The sequence below is a fragment of the Duganella rhizosphaerae genome, from assembly GCF_040364205.1.
Lineage (GTDB): Bacteria > Pseudomonadota > Gammaproteobacteria > Burkholderiales > Burkholderiaceae_D > Rugamonas > Rugamonas rhizosphaerae.
This window is the reverse complement of the sequence record NZ_BPWK01000001.1, coordinates 281603-301529: the sequence shown is the minus strand read 5'-3', so window position 1 is coordinate 301529 and position 19927 is coordinate 281603. Positions and strand designations below refer to the sequence as shown.

18 protein-coding genes are annotated in these 19927 nt (G+C 65.1%); 10 read left to right on the top strand and 8 right to left on the bottom strand.

Annotated features, from left to right (window positions below):
• The first annotated feature begins 7 nt into the window (after positions 1-7).
• Positions 8-1150, top strand: a complete 1143-nt coding sequence (locus tag RUGAMON1_RS01335; RefSeq protein ID WP_116988109.1) for a PilT/PilU family type 4a pilus ATPase — start codon at positions 8-10, stop codon at positions 1148-1150.
• Between the two features lie 6 nt (positions 1151-1156).
• Here the strand turns inward: RUGAMON1_RS01335 and RUGAMON1_RS01330 are convergent, their stop codons facing one another.
• Genes RUGAMON1_RS01330 through RUGAMON1_RS01320 form a run of 3 tightly spaced genes read right to left on the bottom strand, consistent with a single transcriptional unit; the run spans position 1157 to position 4915 of the window.
• Complete coding sequence (locus tag RUGAMON1_RS01330) at positions 1157-1672, bottom strand: YfiR family protein (protein ID WP_445228806.1); 516 nt, start codon at positions 1670-1672, stop codon at positions 1157-1159.
• Positions 1669-3630, bottom strand: coding sequence for a TonB-dependent receptor plug domain-containing protein (locus tag RUGAMON1_RS01325; protein WP_445228805.1), 1962 nt, complete (start codon positions 3628-3630; stop codon positions 1669-1671). The genes RUGAMON1_RS01330 and RUGAMON1_RS01325 overlap by 4 nt, the downstream gene beginning before the upstream one ends.
• Positions 3617-4915, bottom strand: a complete 1299-nt coding sequence (locus tag RUGAMON1_RS01320) for a diguanylate cyclase domain-containing protein (RefSeq protein WP_445228804.1) — start codon at positions 4913-4915, stop codon at positions 3617-3619. The genes RUGAMON1_RS01325 and RUGAMON1_RS01320 overlap by 14 nt, the downstream gene beginning before the upstream one ends.
• A 217-nt stretch (positions 4916-5132) precedes the next feature.
• Here RUGAMON1_RS01320 and RUGAMON1_RS01315 point away from each other — a divergent pair, with 217 nt between their 5' ends.
• The 4 genes from RUGAMON1_RS01315 (at position 5133) to RUGAMON1_RS01300 (ending at position 9665) form a co-directional block, all read left to right on the top strand.
• Positions 5133-5486: an ArsC family reductase gene (locus tag RUGAMON1_RS01315; RefSeq protein ID WP_445228803.1), complete on the top strand. Its 354-nt coding sequence runs from the start codon at positions 5133-5135 to the stop codon at positions 5484-5486.
• A 2-nt stretch (positions 5487-5488) separates the two neighbouring features.
• On the top strand, positions 5489-6622 hold the full coding sequence (dapE, locus tag RUGAMON1_RS01310) for a succinyl-diaminopimelate desuccinylase (protein ID WP_445228802.1): 1134 nt from the start codon (positions 5489-5491) through the stop codon (positions 6620-6622).
• Positions 6623-6681: 59 nt separating this feature from the next.
• Entirely contained in the window at positions 6682-7569 is an 888-nt protein-coding gene (gene prmB / locus RUGAMON1_RS01305; RefSeq protein WP_445228801.1) for a 50S ribosomal protein L3 N(5)-glutamine methyltransferase, read from the top strand.
• 122 nt (positions 7570-7691) lie between these two features.
• The gene (locus RUGAMON1_RS01300) at positions 7692-9665 is read left to right on the top strand and encodes an ATP-binding cassette domain-containing protein (protein WP_445228800.1); all 1974 of its coding nucleotides are present in this window, start codon (positions 7692-7694) and stop codon (positions 9663-9665) included.
• Positions 9666-9667: 2 nt separating this feature from the next.
• On the opposite strand, the gene RUGAMON1_RS01295 is transcribed toward RUGAMON1_RS01300, so the two are convergent.
• Positions 9668-10156 (bottom strand): chemotaxis protein CheW, encoded by a 489-nt coding sequence (locus RUGAMON1_RS01295; protein ID WP_445228799.1) that lies wholly within the window; start codon positions 10154-10156, stop codon positions 9668-9670.
• Between the two features lie 126 nt (positions 10157-10282).
• Between RUGAMON1_RS01295 and RUGAMON1_RS01290 the strand changes: the two genes are divergently transcribed.
• Positions 10283-11356, top strand: coding sequence for a CaiB/BaiF CoA transferase family protein (locus tag RUGAMON1_RS01290; protein WP_445228798.1), 1074 nt, complete (start codon positions 10283-10285; stop codon positions 11354-11356).
• A complete protein-coding gene (arfB, locus tag RUGAMON1_RS01285; protein ID WP_445228797.1) occupies positions 11353-11742 on the top strand; it encodes an alternative ribosome rescue aminoacyl-tRNA hydrolase ArfB in 390 nt (129 codons plus the stop codon). The genes RUGAMON1_RS01290 and arfB overlap by 4 nt, the downstream gene beginning before the upstream one ends.
• 1 nt (position 11743) lies before the next feature.
• Here arfB and RUGAMON1_RS01280 read toward each other — a convergent pair whose 3' ends face one another.
• The 3 genes from RUGAMON1_RS01280 to RUGAMON1_RS01270 form a co-directional block, all read right to left on the bottom strand.
• A complete protein-coding gene (locus RUGAMON1_RS01280; protein WP_445228796.1) occupies positions 11744-13609 on the bottom strand; it encodes a flagellar assembly protein A in 1866 nt (621 codons plus the stop codon).
• A 114-nt stretch (positions 13610-13723) separates the two neighbouring features.
• Entirely contained in the window at positions 13724-15568 is a 1845-nt protein-coding gene (locus tag RUGAMON1_RS01275; protein ID WP_445228795.1) for a flagellar assembly protein A, read from the bottom strand.
• Between the two features lie 324 nt (positions 15569-15892).
• Positions 15893-16195, bottom strand: a complete 303-nt coding sequence (locus RUGAMON1_RS01270) for a hypothetical protein (protein WP_445229242.1) — start codon at positions 16193-16195, stop codon at positions 15893-15895.
• Between the two features lie 245 nt (positions 16196-16440).
• Here RUGAMON1_RS01270 and ompR point away from each other — a divergent pair, with 245 nt between their 5' ends.
• From ompR to RUGAMON1_RS01255, 3 genes are read left to right on the top strand one after another with little or no spacing between them, the layout of a single operon-like run.
• Positions 16441-17208 carry an osmolarity response regulator transcription factor OmpR gene (gene ompR, locus RUGAMON1_RS01265; protein WP_020702208.1) on the top strand — a complete coding sequence of 256 codons (768 nt, stop codon included), beginning with the start codon at positions 16441-16443 and terminating at the stop codon, positions 17206-17208.
• Between the two features lie 15 nt (positions 17209-17223).
• Positions 17224-18603 carry a sensor histidine kinase family protein gene (locus RUGAMON1_RS01260; RefSeq protein WP_445228794.1) on the top strand — a complete coding sequence of 460 codons (1380 nt, stop codon included), beginning with the start codon at positions 17224-17226 and terminating at the stop codon, positions 18601-18603.
• The gene (locus RUGAMON1_RS01255) at positions 18603-19310 is read left to right on the top strand and encodes a hypothetical protein (protein ID WP_445228793.1); all 708 of its coding nucleotides are present in this window, start codon (positions 18603-18605) and stop codon (positions 19308-19310) included. Before RUGAMON1_RS01260 ends, RUGAMON1_RS01255 begins: the two co-directional genes overlap by 1 nt.
• Here the strand turns inward: RUGAMON1_RS01255 and RUGAMON1_RS01250 are convergent.
• Positions 19297-19827 (bottom strand): Imm26 family immunity protein, encoded by a 531-nt coding sequence (locus RUGAMON1_RS01250; RefSeq protein ID WP_445228792.1) that lies wholly within the window; start codon positions 19825-19827, stop codon positions 19297-19299. The genes RUGAMON1_RS01255 and RUGAMON1_RS01250 overlap by 14 nt on opposite strands.
• Positions 19828-19927 lie beyond the last annotated feature (100 nt).

Genomic DNA, 19927 nt, shown 5'->3' with positions numbered 1-19927 from the left:
GAGTGCCATGGCCATGGAACGCCTGTTCCAGCTGATGAAGGAAAAGAACGCGTCGGACATGTTCTTTGCGGTGAATTCGCCGGTGCACATCAAGATCAACGGCAACCTGATCCCCATCAATCAGCAAAAGCTCGAGCCGGACAACATCCATTCGCTGCTGGCGGAAATCGCCACGCCCGCGCAAATGGAAGAACTGGCCGCGACCAATGAACTGAACATGGGCGTATCGGTGCCGAACATGGGCCGCTTCCGCCTCTCCGCGTTCAAGCAGCGCGGCACCATCTCCGCCGTATTCCGCTTCGTGCCGGCCACCATCCCGCTGCTGGCCGACCTTCAGCTGCCGCCGGTGCTGGCGGACCTGATCATGGAAAAGCGCGGCCTGCTGCTGCTGGTCGGCTCGACCGGCTCCGGCAAGTCCACCACCATCGCCTCGATGCTGGACCACCGCAACGAACTGCGCTCCGGCCATATCCTGACGCTGGAAGACCCGATCGAGTACCTGTTCAAGAATAAAAAATCCATCGTCAACCAGCGCGAGATCGGCAGCGACGCCAAGGACTTCTACACCGCGCTGCGCAACTCCATGCGCCAGGCGCCGGACTGCATCCTGATCGGCGAGATCCGCGACAAGGAAACCATGGCCGCCGCGCTGGCCTACGCGCAGTCGGGCCACCTGGTGCTGGCGACCCTGCACGCCAACAACAGCTACAACGCGCTAAACCGTATTATCAGTTTCTACCCGATCGAAAACCGCGCCGCGCTGCTGCAGGATCTGTCGTCGACGGTCAAAGCCATCGTCTCGCAGCGGCTGGTCCGCTCGATCAACGGCGGCACGCGCACGGCGGCGGTGGAAGTGATGGTCAACACTCGCTACATCTCGGACCTGATCGAAAAAGGCGAAATCGGCCAGATCAAGGAAGCGATGGAAAAGAGCATGTCGCCCGGTTCGCAGTCGTTCGAACTGGCCTTGCTCAAGCTGGTGCAGGATGGCTTGATCAGCCAGGACGAAGCCTTGGCCAACGCCGATTCCGCCACCAACCTGCTGTGGCTATTGAACAATGGCCCGGACAGCAAGAACGCCCAGGCCGAGCCGGAAGCCAAGTCTTCGCCGGACGAGGCGTCGTTCACCGAGTTCACGCTCAACACCTGAAGCGCCCTACTTCACCTCGCGCGCCAGCTTCAGCAGCTGGTAGCTGAGCGCGAGGCCGCGCCGCCTGGCCTCCGTTTGATTGATGCGGAAGGCCAGGCCGTTCGGTTCGATCACCAGCCCGATGATGGCGCCGTTACGAAACGATTCCGCGCTGTCGCCCACCACCAGTATCGGATCATCCGCCAGCACCTCCTGCCAGCGCCGCAGATCGCCGCGCACGCCCGCGCCCAGCACCAGCAGCTGGCATTGCGGCGCGCGCTGCGGCTCGTTCAGCTGCAAGGTATGCACGATCACGCCACTCGGCGTAGCCAGCATCAATGTACGCAGCGCATCCTGCAAGGGCGCGTCACCCGCCACGCAGTAGGTGAACTCGCGCTGCGGCGGCGGTGGCCACTGGGTCAGCTGGGCGAAGCGGTAGATGAACGCCGCCTTCAACTGAAGTTGATCCTGTCCCGCGCGCGCGGGAGCCACCAGCGCGGCCAGCATCGGCAGCAGCAGCCAGGCCTGGCGCAGCGGTTTCATAGGCCGAACTGCCTGGTCAACGAGAAGCGCAGCACACGCCCCTCCTGCCTGAACGGCTCACCAACGCCGGACGGCGCATCGTCATAGCGTACATTGCCGATGTTATACAACGAGACTGCGATGTCGGTACCCACGCTGGGACGCCACAACAAGGTGGTGTTGAACAGTGCATAACCCGGCAAGGCCATGGGTCCGATAGCGCGGCGGCTTTGGCCCAGCACCTGCCACGAAAGCCGCAGCCTGTCACCTTGCAACGGTTGGCTGTACAGCAGCTTGGCCAGCGCGCGCGGAGAATTATCCAGGCGCCGTCCCGCCGCATCGGTGGTCCGCTGCAGGGAGAGCGCCGCCTGTAATTGCTGGCCGCCGCTCCAGCGCCGCTCCAGTCCCAGCTCCGCGCCGACGTTGCGGATGCTGCCGCTGTTTTCGAATACCTCGGTTTCATGGTTGATGCTGATCAGGTCGCGCAGGCGCGACGCGTACACCGAGGCCCGGTACTGGAAATTGTGGTTTAGCGCTTGCTCCCACGCCAGTTCCAGCGTGCGTATCCGCTCCGGCGACGGCAGCGGCACGCCCCACGGCGCGTTGACCTGAAACTCGAACAGGTTGGCCTCGCGGTAGGCGCTGCCGTACATCAGCTTGAGCGACGCATCGGGCACACCGCTCCAGATCCAGGCGAAGCGCGGATTGGTGTTGGTGCCGCCCACCATGGTGCTGTCGCGGCGCAGGCCGAGCGTCACGCGGTGCGTATCGTTCAGGCGCCACGAGTCCTGCACGAACAGGCCGCGCCGCCGGTTATCGCCGTAGAAAGCGGCGTCCGGCTCCTGCCCCACCGGGCCTGCGACGATAGACTGCGTGCGGTCGTACTGGTATTCGAAGCCCGCCATCAATTCATGATCGCGCCAGCGCTGGGTGCTGATGCGCAGGTCCAGGTTGTACCAGCGTCCCAGCGAGAGATTGTCGAATTCGAACGTCGTCGCGTCCAAGCGCACAAAGGGGTAAATGCTCAGATAATCGCTGCGTTTGGAAGACACGGCGCCATACAGGCTCCAGTCATTCCCCAGGTCCCGCCGATATTCGGCCGACAGGAAGTTATTGTTGTAGACGTTACGGTTCTGGACCATGGGCACCGGCGCCTCCGGCGGCAAGATGCGCGGCGAGCCCTGCTCGCGATGGCTCAGGCCTGTTCGCAGCGTCCAGCCGCCGTAGCGGGCCATGGCCAGCAAGCGTTGGCCGCGGTCCCAGTTGTAATCCTTGAACGGCGCCTCGTATTCCGGCAGCACGGAGAACGGTGCGGCGATGTCGTCCTGCCTGAAGGCGCTCAGCGCCAGCCACGTTTCCCAGCCCTGCTCCGAACGGTGACCGACGCTGGCGCGCACCTCGCGCTTGCGGTCGGAATCCACATTGGCCCGCACCTGCAGACCGTTCAGCTTATCGGCGCCCTTGGTGATGATGTTGACCACGCCGAATAAGGCGTTGTTACCGTACAGCGCGGAGCCCGGCCCCGGCGCGTATTCGACCCGGTCGATCAGGTCGACGTCGACGAAGAACTCGGAGCCCAGCAGGCCGGCGTCGTAGATGTTCTCGTTGATGCGCATGCCGTCGATCAGGAACAGCAGGCGCGCATTAAAGTCGCCCGGCCGCCCCAGGCCGCGCGCGCCGACGTAGCTGAAGTTGCCGTCCCCGGTTACATACAGGCCGGGCATGCTGCGCAGGATGTCCGTCATATTGCGCATGCCATGGCGGGCGATGTCGGCGTCCGTGACCACGTAGGTGACCGACGGCGCCTGCGAAGCGCTCTGCGCAAATCGCGACGAGGTGGATTCCTCGACGTCGCGCGTGACGTCGGTCGGGGTTTGCCGCAGCAGCTCTTCCAGGCTGGCTGGCGCCTGCTGCTGCGCCAGCGTCGCCGGCGCCCAGCAAGCGGCAGCCAGCAGCATGCCGATCTTACGCACCCGCATGCCGCACTCTCCTGAAGGTGTTCTTACCGGCCCGCTTGGCTTCATACATGGCTTCATCCGAGGCGTTGAGCAAGGCGGTGGCGTCGCTGGCGTCCAGCGGCGCGAACGCCAGGCCCACGGTGGCGCCGACCGGCATGACCTGGCCACGTATCGTCATCGTCACGCGCACCGCGTCGATCAGGCGCTGCGCCAGCTGCTCGGCCGCCGCCTGGTCCGGCAGCGCCGGCAGGATCAGCGCGAATTCGTCGCCGCCCAGGCGGCACAGCACATCGCGCGAGCGCACCACGCTGGCCATGCGGCGCGACACTTCGCACAGCACCTCATCGCCGGCGTCGTGGCCATGCTTGTCGTTGACGGTCTTGAAGTTATCCAGGTCGATGAACATCAGCGCCATCAGCTCGCCCCGCTCCTCGCTCAGCGCCAGGTAGCGCTGCAACTCGCCCTGGAAGAACAGGCGGTTGGGCAGGCCGGTCAGGCTGTCCTTGTGGGCCAGCTGCTGGAACTGCTGCCCGGCCTCCTGTTCCTGCTCCAGTTGAAGGTGCAGGTCGGCCTGCCATACCTCGATCCGCTTCAGCATGTCGTTGAAATGCTCGGTCAGCCGACCCACTTCGTCGCGCCGGTAGACCGTCGCGCGCTTGCCGTAGTCGCGTTCGCGGGCGATGTGCTCGGCCAGGCGGGATAACTCCACCAGCGGCGCCAATGCGCGGCGCTGCACCAGCAACAACCCGCGCCAGGCAATCAGGATCGCCACCGCGATCAACGCCGCCGACGCCGCGCTGAGCGTCAGCACCGCTATCCGCAGGCCGGCTAGGCTTTCGCGCAGCACCAGCACGCCGACCACCTCATCCTTCAGGCGGATCGGCGCCCATACTTCCAGTTCCTGCATCGTTACCGACGCCGCGTCGGCCAGCTGCTCCATGGCGAGCGGCGGCACAATGCGGGGCGTCGGCGCGCCGGCGCCGGCCTGCCACTGCGCGAACACCGCGCCGGCCGGCGTTTGCACCTGTACCAACAGCAGATCGCTGCGGCGGGAAAACGCTTCGAGTTCGACCTGCGCGGCGGGACGGTCGTCAAACACCATCATCGGCGAGACGCTATTGGCCAGCAGCCGTGCGCTCAGCTGCGCCGCGTGCACCTGGCGGCCGCGCGCGACGTACCAGGTGGCCGTCGCCAGCAGGGCGAAGGTCAGCAGCATGGTCACGCTGAGCAGCTGCAAATTCATGCGGGTCAGGCGCCGTACCAGCGAATCGGCGGGAGGGGCTAAAGAGGCTTCAGACTCGGTCATGGGTGCAGTCGGCAGCGTAGGCGGCAAGGGGCGCGGCGGCGCCGCAGGGCCCCAATATTGGTATTTCCACAAAGAATGATCTTCATTGGAATTGTAAGCGCAAAGCAGGAGGATGTGGGGCGAAAGCTGGGGCGTCGTGGCGGCGTTGCCACCCTGCGGGCCAGCCATGGTATTCTGTCGCCCTCCGTTCAAAACACTAGTCTCCGCGTCCAAGCACATGAAAACGACCCTCTACGGCATCCCGAACTGCGATACCGTCAAAAAAGCCCGCGTCTGGCTGGCCGACCAGCAGCAGGATTTTGTCTTCCACGACTTTAAAAAGCAGGGCCTGAGCCGCGAAATCGTCGCCGGCTGGCTCAAACACCTGTCCCGGGATGTGCTGGTCAATAAAAAAGGCACGACCTGGCGCGCGCTGCCCGACGAGCGCAAGGCCGCCATCGTCGACGACGAAAGCGCCATCGCCCTGATGCTGGAAAATCCGTCCGTGATCAAGCGCCCGGTGCTGGACAAGGACGGCACCTTCGCCGTTTCCTTCTCCGACGCCCAGTACAAACAAATCTTCGACAAATAAAAATGACCCCATCCAAGACCCTGGCGCTGACCGAAAAACTGATCGCCCTCTCCTCTGTTACCCCGGACGATAAAGGCTGCCAGCAGCACCTGATCGATTTGCTGTCGCCGCTGGGCTTCGCCTGCGAAGTGATCGAATCGAACGGCGTGACCAATCTGTGGGCGCGCCGCGGCACCACCGCGCCGCTGCTGGTGTTCGCCGGCCATACCGACGTGGTGCCGACCGGCCCGGTCGAGCAATGGCGCTCGGAGCCCTTCAACCCGACCCACCGCGACGGCAAGCTGTATGGCCGCGGCGCGGCCGACATGAAAACCTCGATCGCCGCCTTCGTGGTGGCCTGCGAGGAGTTCGTCGCCGCCCACGCCGACCATAAGGGCTCGATCGCCTTCCTGATCACCAGCGACGAGGAAGGTCCGGCCATCGACGGCACCGTCATCGTCTGCAATATGCTGAAGGAACGCGGCGAAACGCTGGACTACTGCATCGTCGGCGAGCCGACTTCCGACGAAACCCTGGGCGACATGATCAAGAACGGCCGCCGCGGCTCGCTGTCCGGCAAGCTGACGATCAAGGGCGTGCAGGGTCACATCGCCTACCCGCAGCTGGCCAAGAACCCGATCCACCTGGCCGCGCCCGCACTGGCCGAGCTGGTGGCGGAACGTTGGGACGAAGGCAACGAGTACTACCTGCCGACCTCCTGGCAGATGTCCAACATTAACGGCGGCACGGGCGCCAACAACGTCATCCCCGGCGAGATGGTCATCGACTTCAACTTCCGCTTCTCGACCGCCAGCACCCACGAGGAGCTCAAGCGCCGCGTGCACGCCATCCTGGACAAGCATAACCTGCACTACGACCTGAAATGGGCGCTCAGCGGCCTGCCGTTCCTGACGCCGCGCGGCACCTTGAGCGATGCGCTGTCGGCCGCGATCAAGTCGGAAACCGGCGTCACCACCGAATTGTCGACCACCGGCGGCACCTCGGATGGACGCTTTATCGCTCAGATCTGCCCTCAGGTGATAGAATTCGGGCCTCCCAACGCAAGTATCCACAAGATCGACGAGCATATCGAGCTGCGTTTTGTCGATCCGCTGAAGAATATCTATCGCCGTACACTGGAAAACCTGCTGGCCTGATAGCCGGCAGACAGGCGGCGCGGCGTGCGCAAACCGATTACCGTTTTACCGAGATAGCCATGAACACGACTCCTTTCACCACGCCGCGCGACCTGTTGCGCTACGCCGTCACCCGCTTCAACACCGCCAAGCTGTTCTTCGGCCACGGCAGTGTCGAAGCCTTCGATGAAGCGGCCTACCTGATCCTGCACACGCTCAAGCTGCCGCTGGACCACCTGGACCCGTTCCTGGACGCCAAGCTGCTGCCGGAGGAAATCGCGTCCGTCATGGCCGTCATCGACCGCCGCACCAACGAACGCGTGCCGGCCGCCTACATCACCAACGAGGCGTGGCTGGGTACTTACAGCTTCTACGTGGACGAGCGCACCATCGTGCCGCGCTCCTTCATCGCGGAATTGATCCCGCAGTACTTCGCGCCGTGGGTCAACGAACCTGAAAATGTCAGCAACGTGCTGGAACTGTGCACGGGCTCCGGCTGCCTGGCGATCATGCTGGCAGACGCCTTCCCGGATGCGCACGTGGACGCGGTCGACATCTCGGCCGACGCGCTGGAAGTGGCGAAGAAAAACGTCGCCACCTACAAGCTGGAAGACCGCTTGACGCTGATCCAGTCCGACCTGTACGCCAATGTGCCGGACAAGAAGTATGACCTGATCATCACCAACCCGCCGTACGTGAACTCGTCGTCGATGAGCAAGCTGCCGATGGAATACCGCGCCGAGCCTGAACTGGCGCTGGACGGCGGCAAGGACGGCATGGACCTGGTGCGCAAGATCGTCGCCGGCGCCGCCGAGCGCCTGACCGACGACGGCATCCTGATCGTCGAAATCGGCAACGAGCGCGAATTCGCCGAAGCGGCCTTCGGTGAACTGGGCCTGACCTGGCTCACCACCAGCAACGGCGACGACATGGTATTCCTGCTGACCGCAGACCAGCTGAAGCTGTAACAACCGCCGCGCGTCGTCCTCGCGCAAGCGGGGACCCATGCTGAGTATGGATTCCCGCCTGCGCGGGAATGACCGGCTAACTATCAAAGACCAAGATGATTCGCTTTATTCAAGTAAGCCTGATGCGCGGTATTAAGCCGCTGCTGGAACAGGTCGATGTCACCCTCAACCCCGGCGACAAGATTGGCCTGATCGGCGCCAACGGCGCCGGCAAATCCAGCCTGTTCGCGATGATGCGCGGCGAGCTGCACCCGGACCAGGGCGAGATCGACTTCCCGGCCAAATGGCGCGTCGCTTACGTGGCGCAGGAAACCCCGCCGCTGGACCGCGCGGCGCTCGACTACGCCATCGACGGCGACGTCACCCTGCGCAAGCTGGAAGCGGAACTGGCGCGGCTGGAATCGGAGCCTGAAACATCCGAGAACGGCATCGCCATCGGCGAGATCTACAGCGCGCTGGCCGACGCCGACGCCTACACCGTGCAGTCGCGCGGCGAACAGCTGCTGCTGGGCCTTGGCTTCTCGATCGACCAGATGCAGCAGCCGGTGGCCAGCTTCTCCGGCGGCTGGCGCATGCGCCTGAACCTGGCGCAGGCGCTGATGTGCCCTTCCGACCTGCTGCTGCTCGATGAACCGACCAACCACTTGGATCTGGACGCGATCATCTGGCTGGAAGACTGGCTCAAACGCTACGCCGGCACCCTGCTGATCATCTCCCACGATCGCGACTTCCTCGACGAAGTGGTCAACGTGGTGGTGCACATCGACGAGCGCAAGCTGAAACGCTACTCGGGCAACTACTCGTCCTTCGAACGTCAGCGCGCGGCGCAGATGATCCTGGCCGCCGGCGCGCTGGAAAAGCAGCAGCGCAAGCGCGCCCACCTGGAATCGTTCGTCAACCGCTTCAAGGCGCAGGCCTCCAAGGCCCGCCAGGCGCAGAGCCGCATGAAGGCGCTGGCCAAGATGGAAGAACTGGCGCCGCTGCGCGCCGCCGCCGAATTCTCGTTCGAATTCCGCGAGCCGCTCAGCGCTCCGAATCCGCTGCTGGTGATGGAAGACGTCGACGCCGGCTACAAGATCGAGAACGAAGAAACCGGCGAGATCACCCACAAGACCATCGTCAACAAGATCAAGTTCTCGCTGCAGATCGGTCAGCGTATCGGCCTGCTGGGCGTGAACGGCGCCGGTAAATCGACGCTGATCAAGACCATCGCCGGCGAACTGTCGCCGCTGACCGGCGACGCCACCATGGGCAAGGGCCTCAACATCGGCTACTTCGCCCAGCACCAGGTGGAGATGCTGCGCCACGACGAATCGCCGCTGTGGCACCTGGCCAAGATCGCGCCGACCGTGCGCGAACAGGAGCTGCGCAACTTCCTGGGCGGCTTCAACTTCCCGGGCACCATGGTCACCAGCTCGATCGCGCCGTTCTCCGGCGGCGAAAAAGCCCGCCTGGCGCTGGCCCTGATCGTCTGGCAACGCCCCAACCTGCTGCTGCTCGATGAACCGACCAATCACCTGGACCTGGAAACCCGCGAGGCGCTGACCGAAGCGCTGGCGCAGTTCGAAGGCACGCTGGTGGTGGTCTCCCACGATCGCCACCTGCTGCGCGCCACCACCGACGAATTCATCATCGTCGCCGACGGCAAGCTGCAGCCGTTCGACGGCGACCTGGACGACTACAAGGATTGGCTGTTCAAGACCAAGCTGGGTAAGGGCACCGACGTGCTGCCGGCTGCGGGCAAGGCCAACAAGACCGACTTCCCTGTGACCTCGCCGGTCGCGCCGCCGACCGCCGCCGCGCCGGCTGCAGTCAGCAAGGACCAGAAGCGCCAGCAGGCCGAAGACCGCCAGCGCCTGGCCGCGCTGCGCAAGCCGCTGGAGCAGAAGATCAAGCGCCTGGACGACCAGATCTCCAAGCGCAGCGCACAGAAAGCCGATGTGGATGCAGCCCTGGGCGAATCGTCGATCTACGACGCCGCCAACAAGGCCAAGCTGAAACAGCTGCTGGCCGATCAGACCTTCTTCACCAAGGACCTCGGCCAGCTCGAAGCTGAGTGGCTGGAACTGCAGGAACAGCTGGAAGCGCTGGCCTAAGCCTAAGCTGCCTGGCGGGCGCCGACCTGTATTTTTTGGATCGACATCAGCTTATCGATGTCGACCACGATCAGCCGGCGGCCGTCCGCTTCGCCGATACCGACCAGGTACTCCACCGCGCTGGCGCCGGGAATCGGCTGGATCTGCCCCAGCGTCAGCTGGACGATATCCGTCACCCCATCCACCACCATCCCCATCACGCAGCTCGACAGCTTGAGGATGATCACGTCCGTCAACGGATCGTGCTCCGGCGGCCGTGGGCCGAAGGCGATGCGCATGTCGACGATCGGCATGATCACGCCGCGCGACACCGCCACCCCGGCCACGATCTCGCCCTCCGATGAAAACCGCTCCAGCGCCTTCAAGGGCCGCAGCTCCTGCACCTTGCTGAAGTCCAGCGCGTAGTCCAGGCCACCCAGCCGGAACACCAGATATTGGCCCGGCGCGGCGGTGGTGTCTGCGCTGGTGGTTTGCGTTGTCAATGAAGGCATGATGATCCTTTCGTCCGGAACGTGCGGTAACAGGCATGTGCCATCCTACCTTTGCCCTTCCCGGTGGTCGTTGAGCGGCGTCAACATTCGCCGGGCTCGCAGTGGCTGGTTTGCTACAATGCCTTCATGAATACACAGCTCCCCCTCAGCGGCATCCGCGTGCTGGACCTGACGCGATTGCTGCCCGGCCCCGTCGCCACCATGCATCTGGCGGACATGGGCGCGGAAGTGATCAAGATCGAAGACCCCGGTCCCGGCGACTACGCGCGCGTCATGGGACCGGTGCGCAACGAAGTGTCGCAGTTCTTCGTCGCCGTCAACCGCGGCAAACGGATGATGCGGCTGAACCTGAAGGACGCCGCGCACCGCGAGCAGCTGCTGGCGATGGTGGAGACGGCCGACGTGCTGGTCGAAAGCTTCCGCCCCGGCGTGATGGACAAGCTGGACCTGGGCTGGCAGACACTCCGCCAGCGCAACCCCAAGCTGGTGATGTGCGCGATCTCCGGCTACGGCCAGCACGGCCCCTTTGCGCAGCTGGCCGGGCACGACATCAACTACATCGGCTACGCCGGCATGCTGGACCAGAACGCCGGCGCCGACGGCGTGCCCGCGCTGCCCAACCTGCAGGTGGGCGACCTGCTGGGCGGCGCGCAATCGGCGCTGCAAGGCATCCTGGCGGCGCTGGTGGCGGTCAAGATGGGCGGCACCGGCCGTTTCGTCGACGTCTCGATGACGGCCGCCGTGATGGCGCATAACATCATGCCGCTGGTGGCGGTTAACAACGGCGCCCCCGCCGCGCCGGGCCGCGACCTGCTGACCGGCGGCGTCCCCTGCTACAACGTCTACCGCACGGCGGACGGCCGCTACATGGCGGTCGGCGCACTGGAGCTCAAGTTCTGGCAGGGCTGCTGCGATGTGCTGCAACGGCCGGACCTGAAGCCGCGCCACTGGCAGCTCGGCCAGCAGGTCGGCGGCGAGGATGCGATGGCGCTCAAGGCCGAACTGGACGCGCTGTTCGCCACCCGCACGCTGGCGCAGTGGACCGAAGCCTTCGCCGCCGCCGACTGCTGCGTCTCGCCGGTGCTGCGCACCGAGGAAGCGCTGCGGCATCCGCTGTTCCGCGACATCGTCAGCCGCCGCCCGCACGACACCGAAGGCGAGTCGTGGTCGGTGGCGCAGCCGGTGAGGTTTGCGCCGTGATCGATGTGAACGAAGTGGAGTTCAACGCCATCCGCGCCCAGGGCCCGGGCGGCCAGAACGTCAACAAGGTATCCAGCGCGGTGCACCTGCGCTTCGACATCGTCGGCTCGTCGCTGCCGGAGCATATCAAGGAACGCCTGCTGTCCATGCGCGACCAGCGCATCACCAAGGATGGCGTGGTGGTGTTGAAGGCGCAGCAGTCGCGCAGCCAGGAGGCCAACAAGGAGGAAGCCTTGCGCCGCCTGCAGGAACTGGTCGACAGCGTGGCCGTGCTGCCCACCGTGCGCCGTCCGACCAGGCCCACCCGCAGCTCGCAGCGCAAGCGCCTGGACGGCAAGACCAAGGACGGCGAACGCAAGCAACTGCGCGGCAAAATCAGCTTGTGATTTAATCCGTTTCCGGCGCCCAGGCGATCGGCCCGGCGCTGCCGGAGTAGATGGTGGTCATGCCGGCCGCCGTGGTGCGCACCTTGGCCTTGACCTCCTTGGCCGGCCGGTCATGCGCCGGCGGCCCGTCCGGCACGAAGGTCATGGTCCGCAGCAGCACGTCGCCGGTCAAGGTCTCGACCATGCAGCGCGAGCCGCGCATCACGGCGCTCTTCTGCCGCTGCACCTGGTTGACCTCTTCCTGCGCCTGCTCCTGCTGCACCTGCGCCGCCTTCATCGCCAGCGAAATCTTCGCCACCGCCTTCAACGACGGCCCCACCGCCGCCGCCATCCGGTGGAACAGCGGTTCCTGCTCCGGCGTCAGCATCACCTCGCGCTTGCGCACGCGGGTGGCCAGCGTCAGGTAGTTGCGCACCTCGGTCTGGCCGGTGATGGTGTCGATCTCCACCTTGCGCATATTGGCCTCGTGCGCGGCGTGCTGCACCCGGGGCTGCAACTCGGCGATCTTCTTGTCGAACTTGGAGGTGTCCGGCACCAGCGTGTAGAGCAGCATCTCGTTCTGCTTGCGCGGCCCGGCGTTGGCGATCTCGATCTTGCGCGCGGCGATGGCGCAGCCCTCGGCCACCTTGATCACCACTTCCTCGGCCATGATTTCGCAGTTGCTCGCCTCGCCGATCACCACCCGCGTGCCGGAGATGATGCAGCTCTCCGCGCGCGCCAGCGTCACCTCGCCGCGCTTGGTCTGCAGCACCGAGCCGGAGGCCACGCCCTGCACCCGTATGCCGCCGTCGGCGTTGGTGATGGTGCCGCCCATCAGGTTGCGGCTCAGGACAATATCGCCGCCGCGCGAGGTGATGATGCCGAACACGTCGCCGTGGATGGTGATGTTGCCGCCTTCGACCGAACGCTGTTCCTGCACGTCGCCGAATTCCTCGTACTCGCCGGTCAGCTGTAAATTGCCGGTGGTGCGCGCGCTGACGCCTTCGCGGCTGATGATCTTGGGGCCGATCGACAGGCGCTTGCTGGCCGGGTCCACGCTGAGGAAACCCTCCACCGCCGACACCAGGAACTCGCCGTCGCGCAGGTTCTCGATGACCGTGCCCTCGCCGGCCACGCTGCTCAATTCGATGTCGCGCGGGACCGGCGGCTCCAGCACGATGCCCGACAGTTCATAGCCCCGTACGCCCGCCGTGCGCGGCACCTTGCGCAGCAGTTTGACGTTGGGCTTGACCTGCGGGAAGCGGTTCTGGAAGGCCTGCAAATCGAGCTTGCCGTCCGACCTTTCGCGCGGCGCGTTGCTGCGATGGATTTCCTGCGACACCTCCACGATGCTGGCGTCGCGTCCCGCCGTGGCGTTGAGCCGGCGGGCGACGATGATGCGCGCCAGCCGCCCGCTGGAGATCACGTCGCGCACGGCCGGCGCGTCGATGCCGAAGCGTATGCCCTTGACCCACATGTCGGAAACGAATTCGTCGAAATTCAGGCGCGCCGGTTGCGGCGGCATGTCCGGCACCTCGAAGAACACCGGCTCGAAATAGTATTCGGCCTCGCCGTTGATGATCTTGACGGACTTGTACAAGGCCCGGCGCGGCGGGTGGAACGGCTCGATGGAGTCGGCAAAGCGTATCGGCGGCTTGCTGGTCACATTGGCCGGCAGGTCCGGGCCGCAGTTGTACAGCAGCTTGATGAAGACCGCGTAATCGAGCTTGGCGAAATAGGCGCTACCAAGGAACACCTGGCTGACCGCGGCCAGGCAGGAAACGGCCGAGGCGTCGGCGGCGAAAAAGACGCCGTCCGCGCGCTTGACGATCGCTGCGGGCAGCTCGCTCTCCGCGTTTAAATCCAGCGCCGTCGCGTCATCTGACACAGTAATCCCCAGGAAAATGTACGTCGAAACGCCGCCCGGCCAGGCAGCGCTTCTTCACTTTGTAATGTTGAATCTAGATTAGCATGAACCGCAGGCATTGTGCGCGCACCTGGGCTACCCAGCCACAGGCCGCTGCCGGGCGTTGAGGTGCCAGTCCAGCGAACCGGCGCTGTCGCTGAACAGCACCTCGCCGCCGCTCGGCGTGCCGCGCAGGCGCTGCTTGATATCCTTGGCGGGCAGCTGGATCAGCGCCGCGACATCGGCCTGGAACGGCATGGTGCGCACCATCGTGTCGCCGCTGACCAGGTGCAGGCCGCAGCGCGCGATGCCCGCCGCTTCCGCCTTTTGTTCCAACACGCGGACCAGCTTATCCTGCAACAGCTTTTGCTGCGTCTGGCCTGCCTGCAGATCGGTGCGCAGCTTGGCGATGGCCTGCAACTCGGTCGCCACCGCGCCGGCGATCTTGCGCAGGAGCTGGCCCTGGTCGGCGGTCAGTTGCAGTTCCTGCACCCGCAGTTTTTCGGCCAGCGCCAGGTAGCGCCGCACGTCCGGCACCGCGGCGATGCGCTCGGCCTCTTCGCGCGCCGCCAGGTTGGCCGCCTCGAAGCCCGCCACCCGCAGCTCCAGGTCGGCGATCTCCTGGTCGAACTGGCTGACATCCTTCACCAGCACATAGATGACCATCTCGGTGCGGCGGCGCGGTCCGGCGTTTTCGATTTCGACGTTGCGGCCGGCCACCGCGCAGCCCTCGGCCACTTCGATGCGGATTTCCTCGGCGATGATCTCGCAGTTGGAGGCCTCGCCCAAGGTCACGATGGTGCCAGAGATGACGCAGTTCTCGGCCCGGCCGATGTGGATCGCGCCGCTGCGGGTGGAGATCACCGAGCCGGAAGCGACCCCGGTGATAGTGATGTTGCCGGCCACGTTGGCGACGCTGCCGCTGACCAGGTTCTGGTCCAGCACCACGGTGCCGCCGCGCGAATGGATATTGCCGTAGACGTTGCCGTGCACCGTGATGTCGCCGCCGGTGACGTCGCGCTGCTCCTGCACGTCGCCGAATTCCTCGTAGGCGCCGGCCAGCTCCAGGTTGCCGGTGGTGCGGCCGCTGACGCCGTCCTTGCTGACGATTTTATCGGTGATGGAAATGCGGTTGGACTTGGAATCGACATTCAGGAAGCCTTCGCGGGTCGACACCAGGTACTCGTCGTTGTCCACCACCACGACATCGGTGCCGTCGCCGGCGAAGAAGCGCAGCGTCAGGTCTTTGGGCGTCTCGGCCGGCGTCATGCGGCCGGCCAGGTCGAAGCCCGGCTGCCCCGGCACGGCGGGCAGCTTTTTCAGCAGCCGCACATTGGCCTTGATCTGCGGGAAGCGGTTCTGGAAGCTGCCCAGGTCGATGCGGCCGTCGGCCTTGGTCTTGGGCGCGTCGCTGCGGTGCAGGTCGGACGACACTTCGACCACCGTCGCGTCCTGGCCCGGCTCGGGCTCGAGCTCGGTGGCCACGGTGATGCGGTCGGCCTTGGTGGACGCGATGGCCGCCGCCACGGCCGCCACCTCGATGCCGAACAGGATGCCCTTGTTCCACATCTCGGTCACGAACTCGTCGACGTCCAGCCGCGTCGGCCGTTCAGGGATCTCGGTGCCGTCGGGCAGCGTCATCGCATCCAGGTACAACGTCTCGAAATAGTATTCGGCGTAGCCGCGCCCCATCTTCGGATTCTTGTACAGCGCGATGCGCTCCGGCTCCATCACGCGCAACTCGGCCGCCAGCCGCGCCGGGCCCGGCACGCCGGCATCGGGGCCGACGCCGTACAGCGCCTTGACCAGCAAGGGATAATTCAGGCCGGCGAAATAGCAGTGAGAATGGAAGACTTCGTTGATGGCGGCGGTCAGCGTCAGCGGCGACAGCGACAGGTCGATATAGATGCCGTCCGGGCGCTTGAGCAAGCCGACAGGCAAGCCGCTCCCCGGAGCGTGGGACTCCTGGCCTTGCACGGCAGGGGCAAGCTCTTGAACCACCATCTTCCTCCGAACGACACGCGGCCAAAGGGCATTGCGTGTAATTAACGAATATTACACTTGGAATAAGGAAAAGAAAGCGATTTTCGTAGCGTGCGCGACACAACTGTGAACTTATTGCTACAGATCAATGTTGAATCAATAACAAAGCCATACTTCCTGGGAAGTTGTTTCAAAATGAGCGCGGCCAGGCGCGGTCCCGAAACCAGTGCGAATGCACGGCGAGGGACCGCAACGACGCCGCGGTCTTTTTGAGACGACTTCTTAGTGACGGGGTGGGTTGGCGTAGATATCCTGGCCGACTTCGTTGATCTGGCGGCGCAGGTCGCGGCGCTCGTCCGGCGTCAGACGGCCGGCACGACGATTCATTTCGGCGTTGCGGCCGGCTTCCTGCATGGCGCGGCGCTGCTCTTCGGCGCGGGCCTCATAGCTGCGCGGATCGAGCTGGCGCGGATCGGCCTGGCGCACCGGCTGCGCATCGCGCGCAGGCAGGGTGCGTGGCTCTTCGCGGCGCGGCGCGTCGCGCTCAGACGAGCCGTCGTGCGCCATCGCGGCGCCACTCAGCAACAGAACGCCCAAGAGGGATCGCACGCAAAAATTTGCGCCTGCTGCCGCGTAGTTTTTTTTGTGATCGATGCCCATGACGTTCCTAAAAAGCTGAATCCATGCCCAGAGTGTATGATGCTTTACCTGAGGGGGTAAGACGAATTGGGTAAAGTTTGTAACACTTTGTAATGGGTTGTCACAGACGTTTTCGCAATGCGAATATGACGTTACCATAGCAACATGAATATGACAAATCTGGCAGGCAAATGACTAGCACAACGACTGAATCCGGCAACACTTCCGCCAACCAGCATGGCCATCAGGCCAAGATCATGGTAGTGGACGACGACGTGCGGCTGCGCGACCTGCTGCGCCGCTACCTGACCGAGCAAGGCTTCAACGTCTTCACCGCCGAAAGCGCGACGGCCATGAACAAGCTGTGGCTGCGCGAACGCTACGACCTGCTGGTGCTGGACCTGATGCTGCCGGGCGAAGACGGCCTGTCGATCTGCCGCCGCCTGCGCGGCGCCGGCGACCAGACGCCGATCATCATGCTGACCGCCAAGGGCGAAGACGTGGACCGCATCGTCGGCCTGGAAATGGGCGCCGACGACTACCTGCCGAAGCCGTTCAACCCGCGCGAGCTGGTGGCCCGCATCGGCGCCGTGCTGCGCCGCCGCGGCCCGGACGAGATCCCCGGCGCGCCGTCGGAAACCCCGCAGTCGTTCGAGTTCGGCCAGTTCGTACTGGACCTGGGGACCCGCACGCTGAAGAAGGCCGGCGAGACCGTGCCGCTGACCACCGGCGAATTTTCGGTACTAAAAGTATTCGCCCGCCACGCGCGCCAGCCGCTGTCGCGCGAGAAGCTGATGGAACTGGCGCGCGGCCGCGAATACGAAGTGTTCGACCGCAGCCTGGACGTGCAGATCTCGCGCCTGCGCAAGCTGATCGAGCCCGATCCGTCGAGCCCGCTGTACATCCAGACCGTCTGGGGCCTGGGCTATGTGTTCATTCCGGAGGGGCAGCCGCGCTAAGGCGCGGGCGTGCGCATGAAGTTTCCATCGAAGTTTCCGTCGAAGTTTCCGTTTACGTTCAGGGCCGCCAGCCTGAAAAGCGGCCTGTTCTGGCGCACCTTTTTCCTGCTGGGCGCTCTGACCACCACCAGCATGACCGCCTGGGTCGGCATGATCAGCGCGGTGCAGCACGAGCCGCAGGTGCAGCAGATCTCCTCGCAGGTGATCTCGGTGGTCACCATCACCCACGCCGCCCTCACCCACTCGGCGCCCGAACTGCGGCGCGAGCTGCTGTTCGACCTGGTGTCCAACGAAGGCATCCGCGTGTTCACGCTGGAGGACGACGACAAGGTCGATCCGCCGCCCGACAACGCGCTGATGCCCGACATCCAGAAGCTGGTCAAGGCCAAGCTGGGCGAGGATACCCGCTTCTCGGCGCGCGTCAACGGCGTGGCCGGCTTCTGGGTCAGCTTCAAGATCGACGACGACGCCTACTGGCTGATGCTGGAACGCGAACGCATCCGCGGCCTGACCGGCATCCAGTGGCTGGGCTGGGCCAGCGTGGTGTCGGTGGTGTCGCTGCTGGGCGCGGCCTTCATCTCCAGCCTGATCAACCTGCCGCTGCGGCGCCTGACGCAAGCCACGCGCGCCTTCGCGCAGGGCAAGCGTCCCGACCCGCTGCCAGAAAAAGGCCCGATGGAGATCATGGAAGCGAACCGCAGCTTCAACCAGATGGTGGTGCAGCTGCAGCAGGTGGAGTCGGACCGCGCCGTGATCCTGGCCGGCATCTCGCACGACCTGCGCACGCCGCTGGCGCGCATGCAGCTGGAGGTGGAGATGGCCAACCTGTCGAACGAGGCGCGCGAAGGCATCCAGTCCGACATCGGCCAGATGGACGACATCATCGGCCAGTTCCTCGACTACGCCAAGCCGACCGAGGTGTCGAGCTTCATCAACGTCGACCTCAGCGAACTGCTAGAGGAGACCGCGCATGAAGCCGGCCGCCTGCCGGACGTGCGCATCAGCACCGACATCGTCGCCAACGCCCACGTGATGGGCAACGCCACCGACATCAAGCGCGTCATCAACAACCTGATCGAGAACGCCCGCCGCTACGGCAAGACGCCCGGCAGCGAGCTGACCGAGATCGACATCAAGTGCAGCATGAAGGGCATGCACACCTCGCGCCGCGTGATCGTCGAGGTGCAGGACCACGGCAGCGGCGTGCCGGCCGACCAGATCGAGCAGCTGCTCAAGCCCTTCACCCGGCTCGACAGCGCGCGCGGCCAGGCCAACGGCGCCGGCCTGGGCCTGGCCATCGTCGACCGCGTGATGCTGCGCCACGGCGCCGAGCTGCACGTGCGCAACCGCGACGGCGGCGGCCTGCTGATCCAGATCGTGATGAAGGCGGCTTGATGCGGGCAATGTATTTTGCAGTGCTGCTGGCTGCCGCCGGCCCCGCCGTGGCCGCCAAGCCGGCCAAACCGTCCGCGCCGCCGCCCATCGAACAACGCGCCCCCAGCGACGAGGAACGCAACTCCTTCGACGACTATTTCCGCCAGAAGATGCTGGCCGAATCCCGGGGCGCGCGTCCGGTGCCGCCGCTGTTCGCGCCGGACTTCGACATCCAGCGCCAGCGCGGCAAGCCGTGGCAGGTCATCGCCCGCGTCGATTCGGCGCCGCGCCATTCGGCGGTCGACCTGTGCCGGCAAATCCGTTCGAGTTTTGTCTACGACGCCAAGGCGCCCAGGGATGGCCGCTGGACCGAATCGGCCCAGCCGCCGAGCTGGCATGTATGGCTGGCCCAGCCCAAGACCATCTGCACCGCCGCCCCGCACACGGTGTTGATGGACCAGACGCTGCCGCCGGAAGACGTGGTGGCGCTGCTGCGCCAGTATCCCGAACTGCTGAGCCGCGCGCGCCTGCTGTTCGCCGGCAACTCGCAATGCATCCGCCAGCGCGCGCTGCCGTTCACGCTGCGCGCGATCGCACCGGCGCCGCCAGCGTCCGGCGCGCCCGTCATGTTCAGTCTGGTATTTGAGAGCGACCGCGACACGATCGCCCGCGTCGCCGTGCGCAAGCACCGCGGCGAGTATGCGGCCTGGAACGTCAGCTGCGACTGACGCTGCCGCTGCTGCCGCTACTGCCGCTACCGCTGCCGCGGTTGATCGGATGGTCCTGCGGCTCCAGCAGCCGGGTCAGCAGCAGCTCGGTCGAGCCGTAGCCGTACAGCGAATCCGTCTCCAGGCCCTGTGTGTCGTAAGGCACGGACTCTTCGCGCTCCGAGCGGCTCGGGTCCGCATCCGAATACGTCACGCGCCAGGCGCGCTTGAGCGCGTCGGCGCGGCGCAGGAACTGCGGCATCGGCCACATCGCCGGATTCCAGTCGGCGATATCGCCCAGCACGCGCCAATGGCCACTGGCCAGCGCCATGTCGCCCACCCGCAGCACCTTGACGGCGTCCTGCGGTTGCAGCGTATTGAGCTCCTCCAGCGACGGCAAGCGCGGCAGCTTGGGACCGAACAGATACGCCAGCATGATCTTGCTGCCCGGCGACAAACGCGCCACCAGACCCCAGCCATAGCCGCCATCCAGCAACGGTATGGCAAACCAGCTTCCCTCTTGATACGACTGCCTCATTCCTGCCCTTTCACTTGCACGATGCAGCAGAGTGTCGCCAAAATGTATTGACATGATGGCGCCTCCGTTAAAAGCTGTGTCTGCTTCGTTGGCGCCCTGC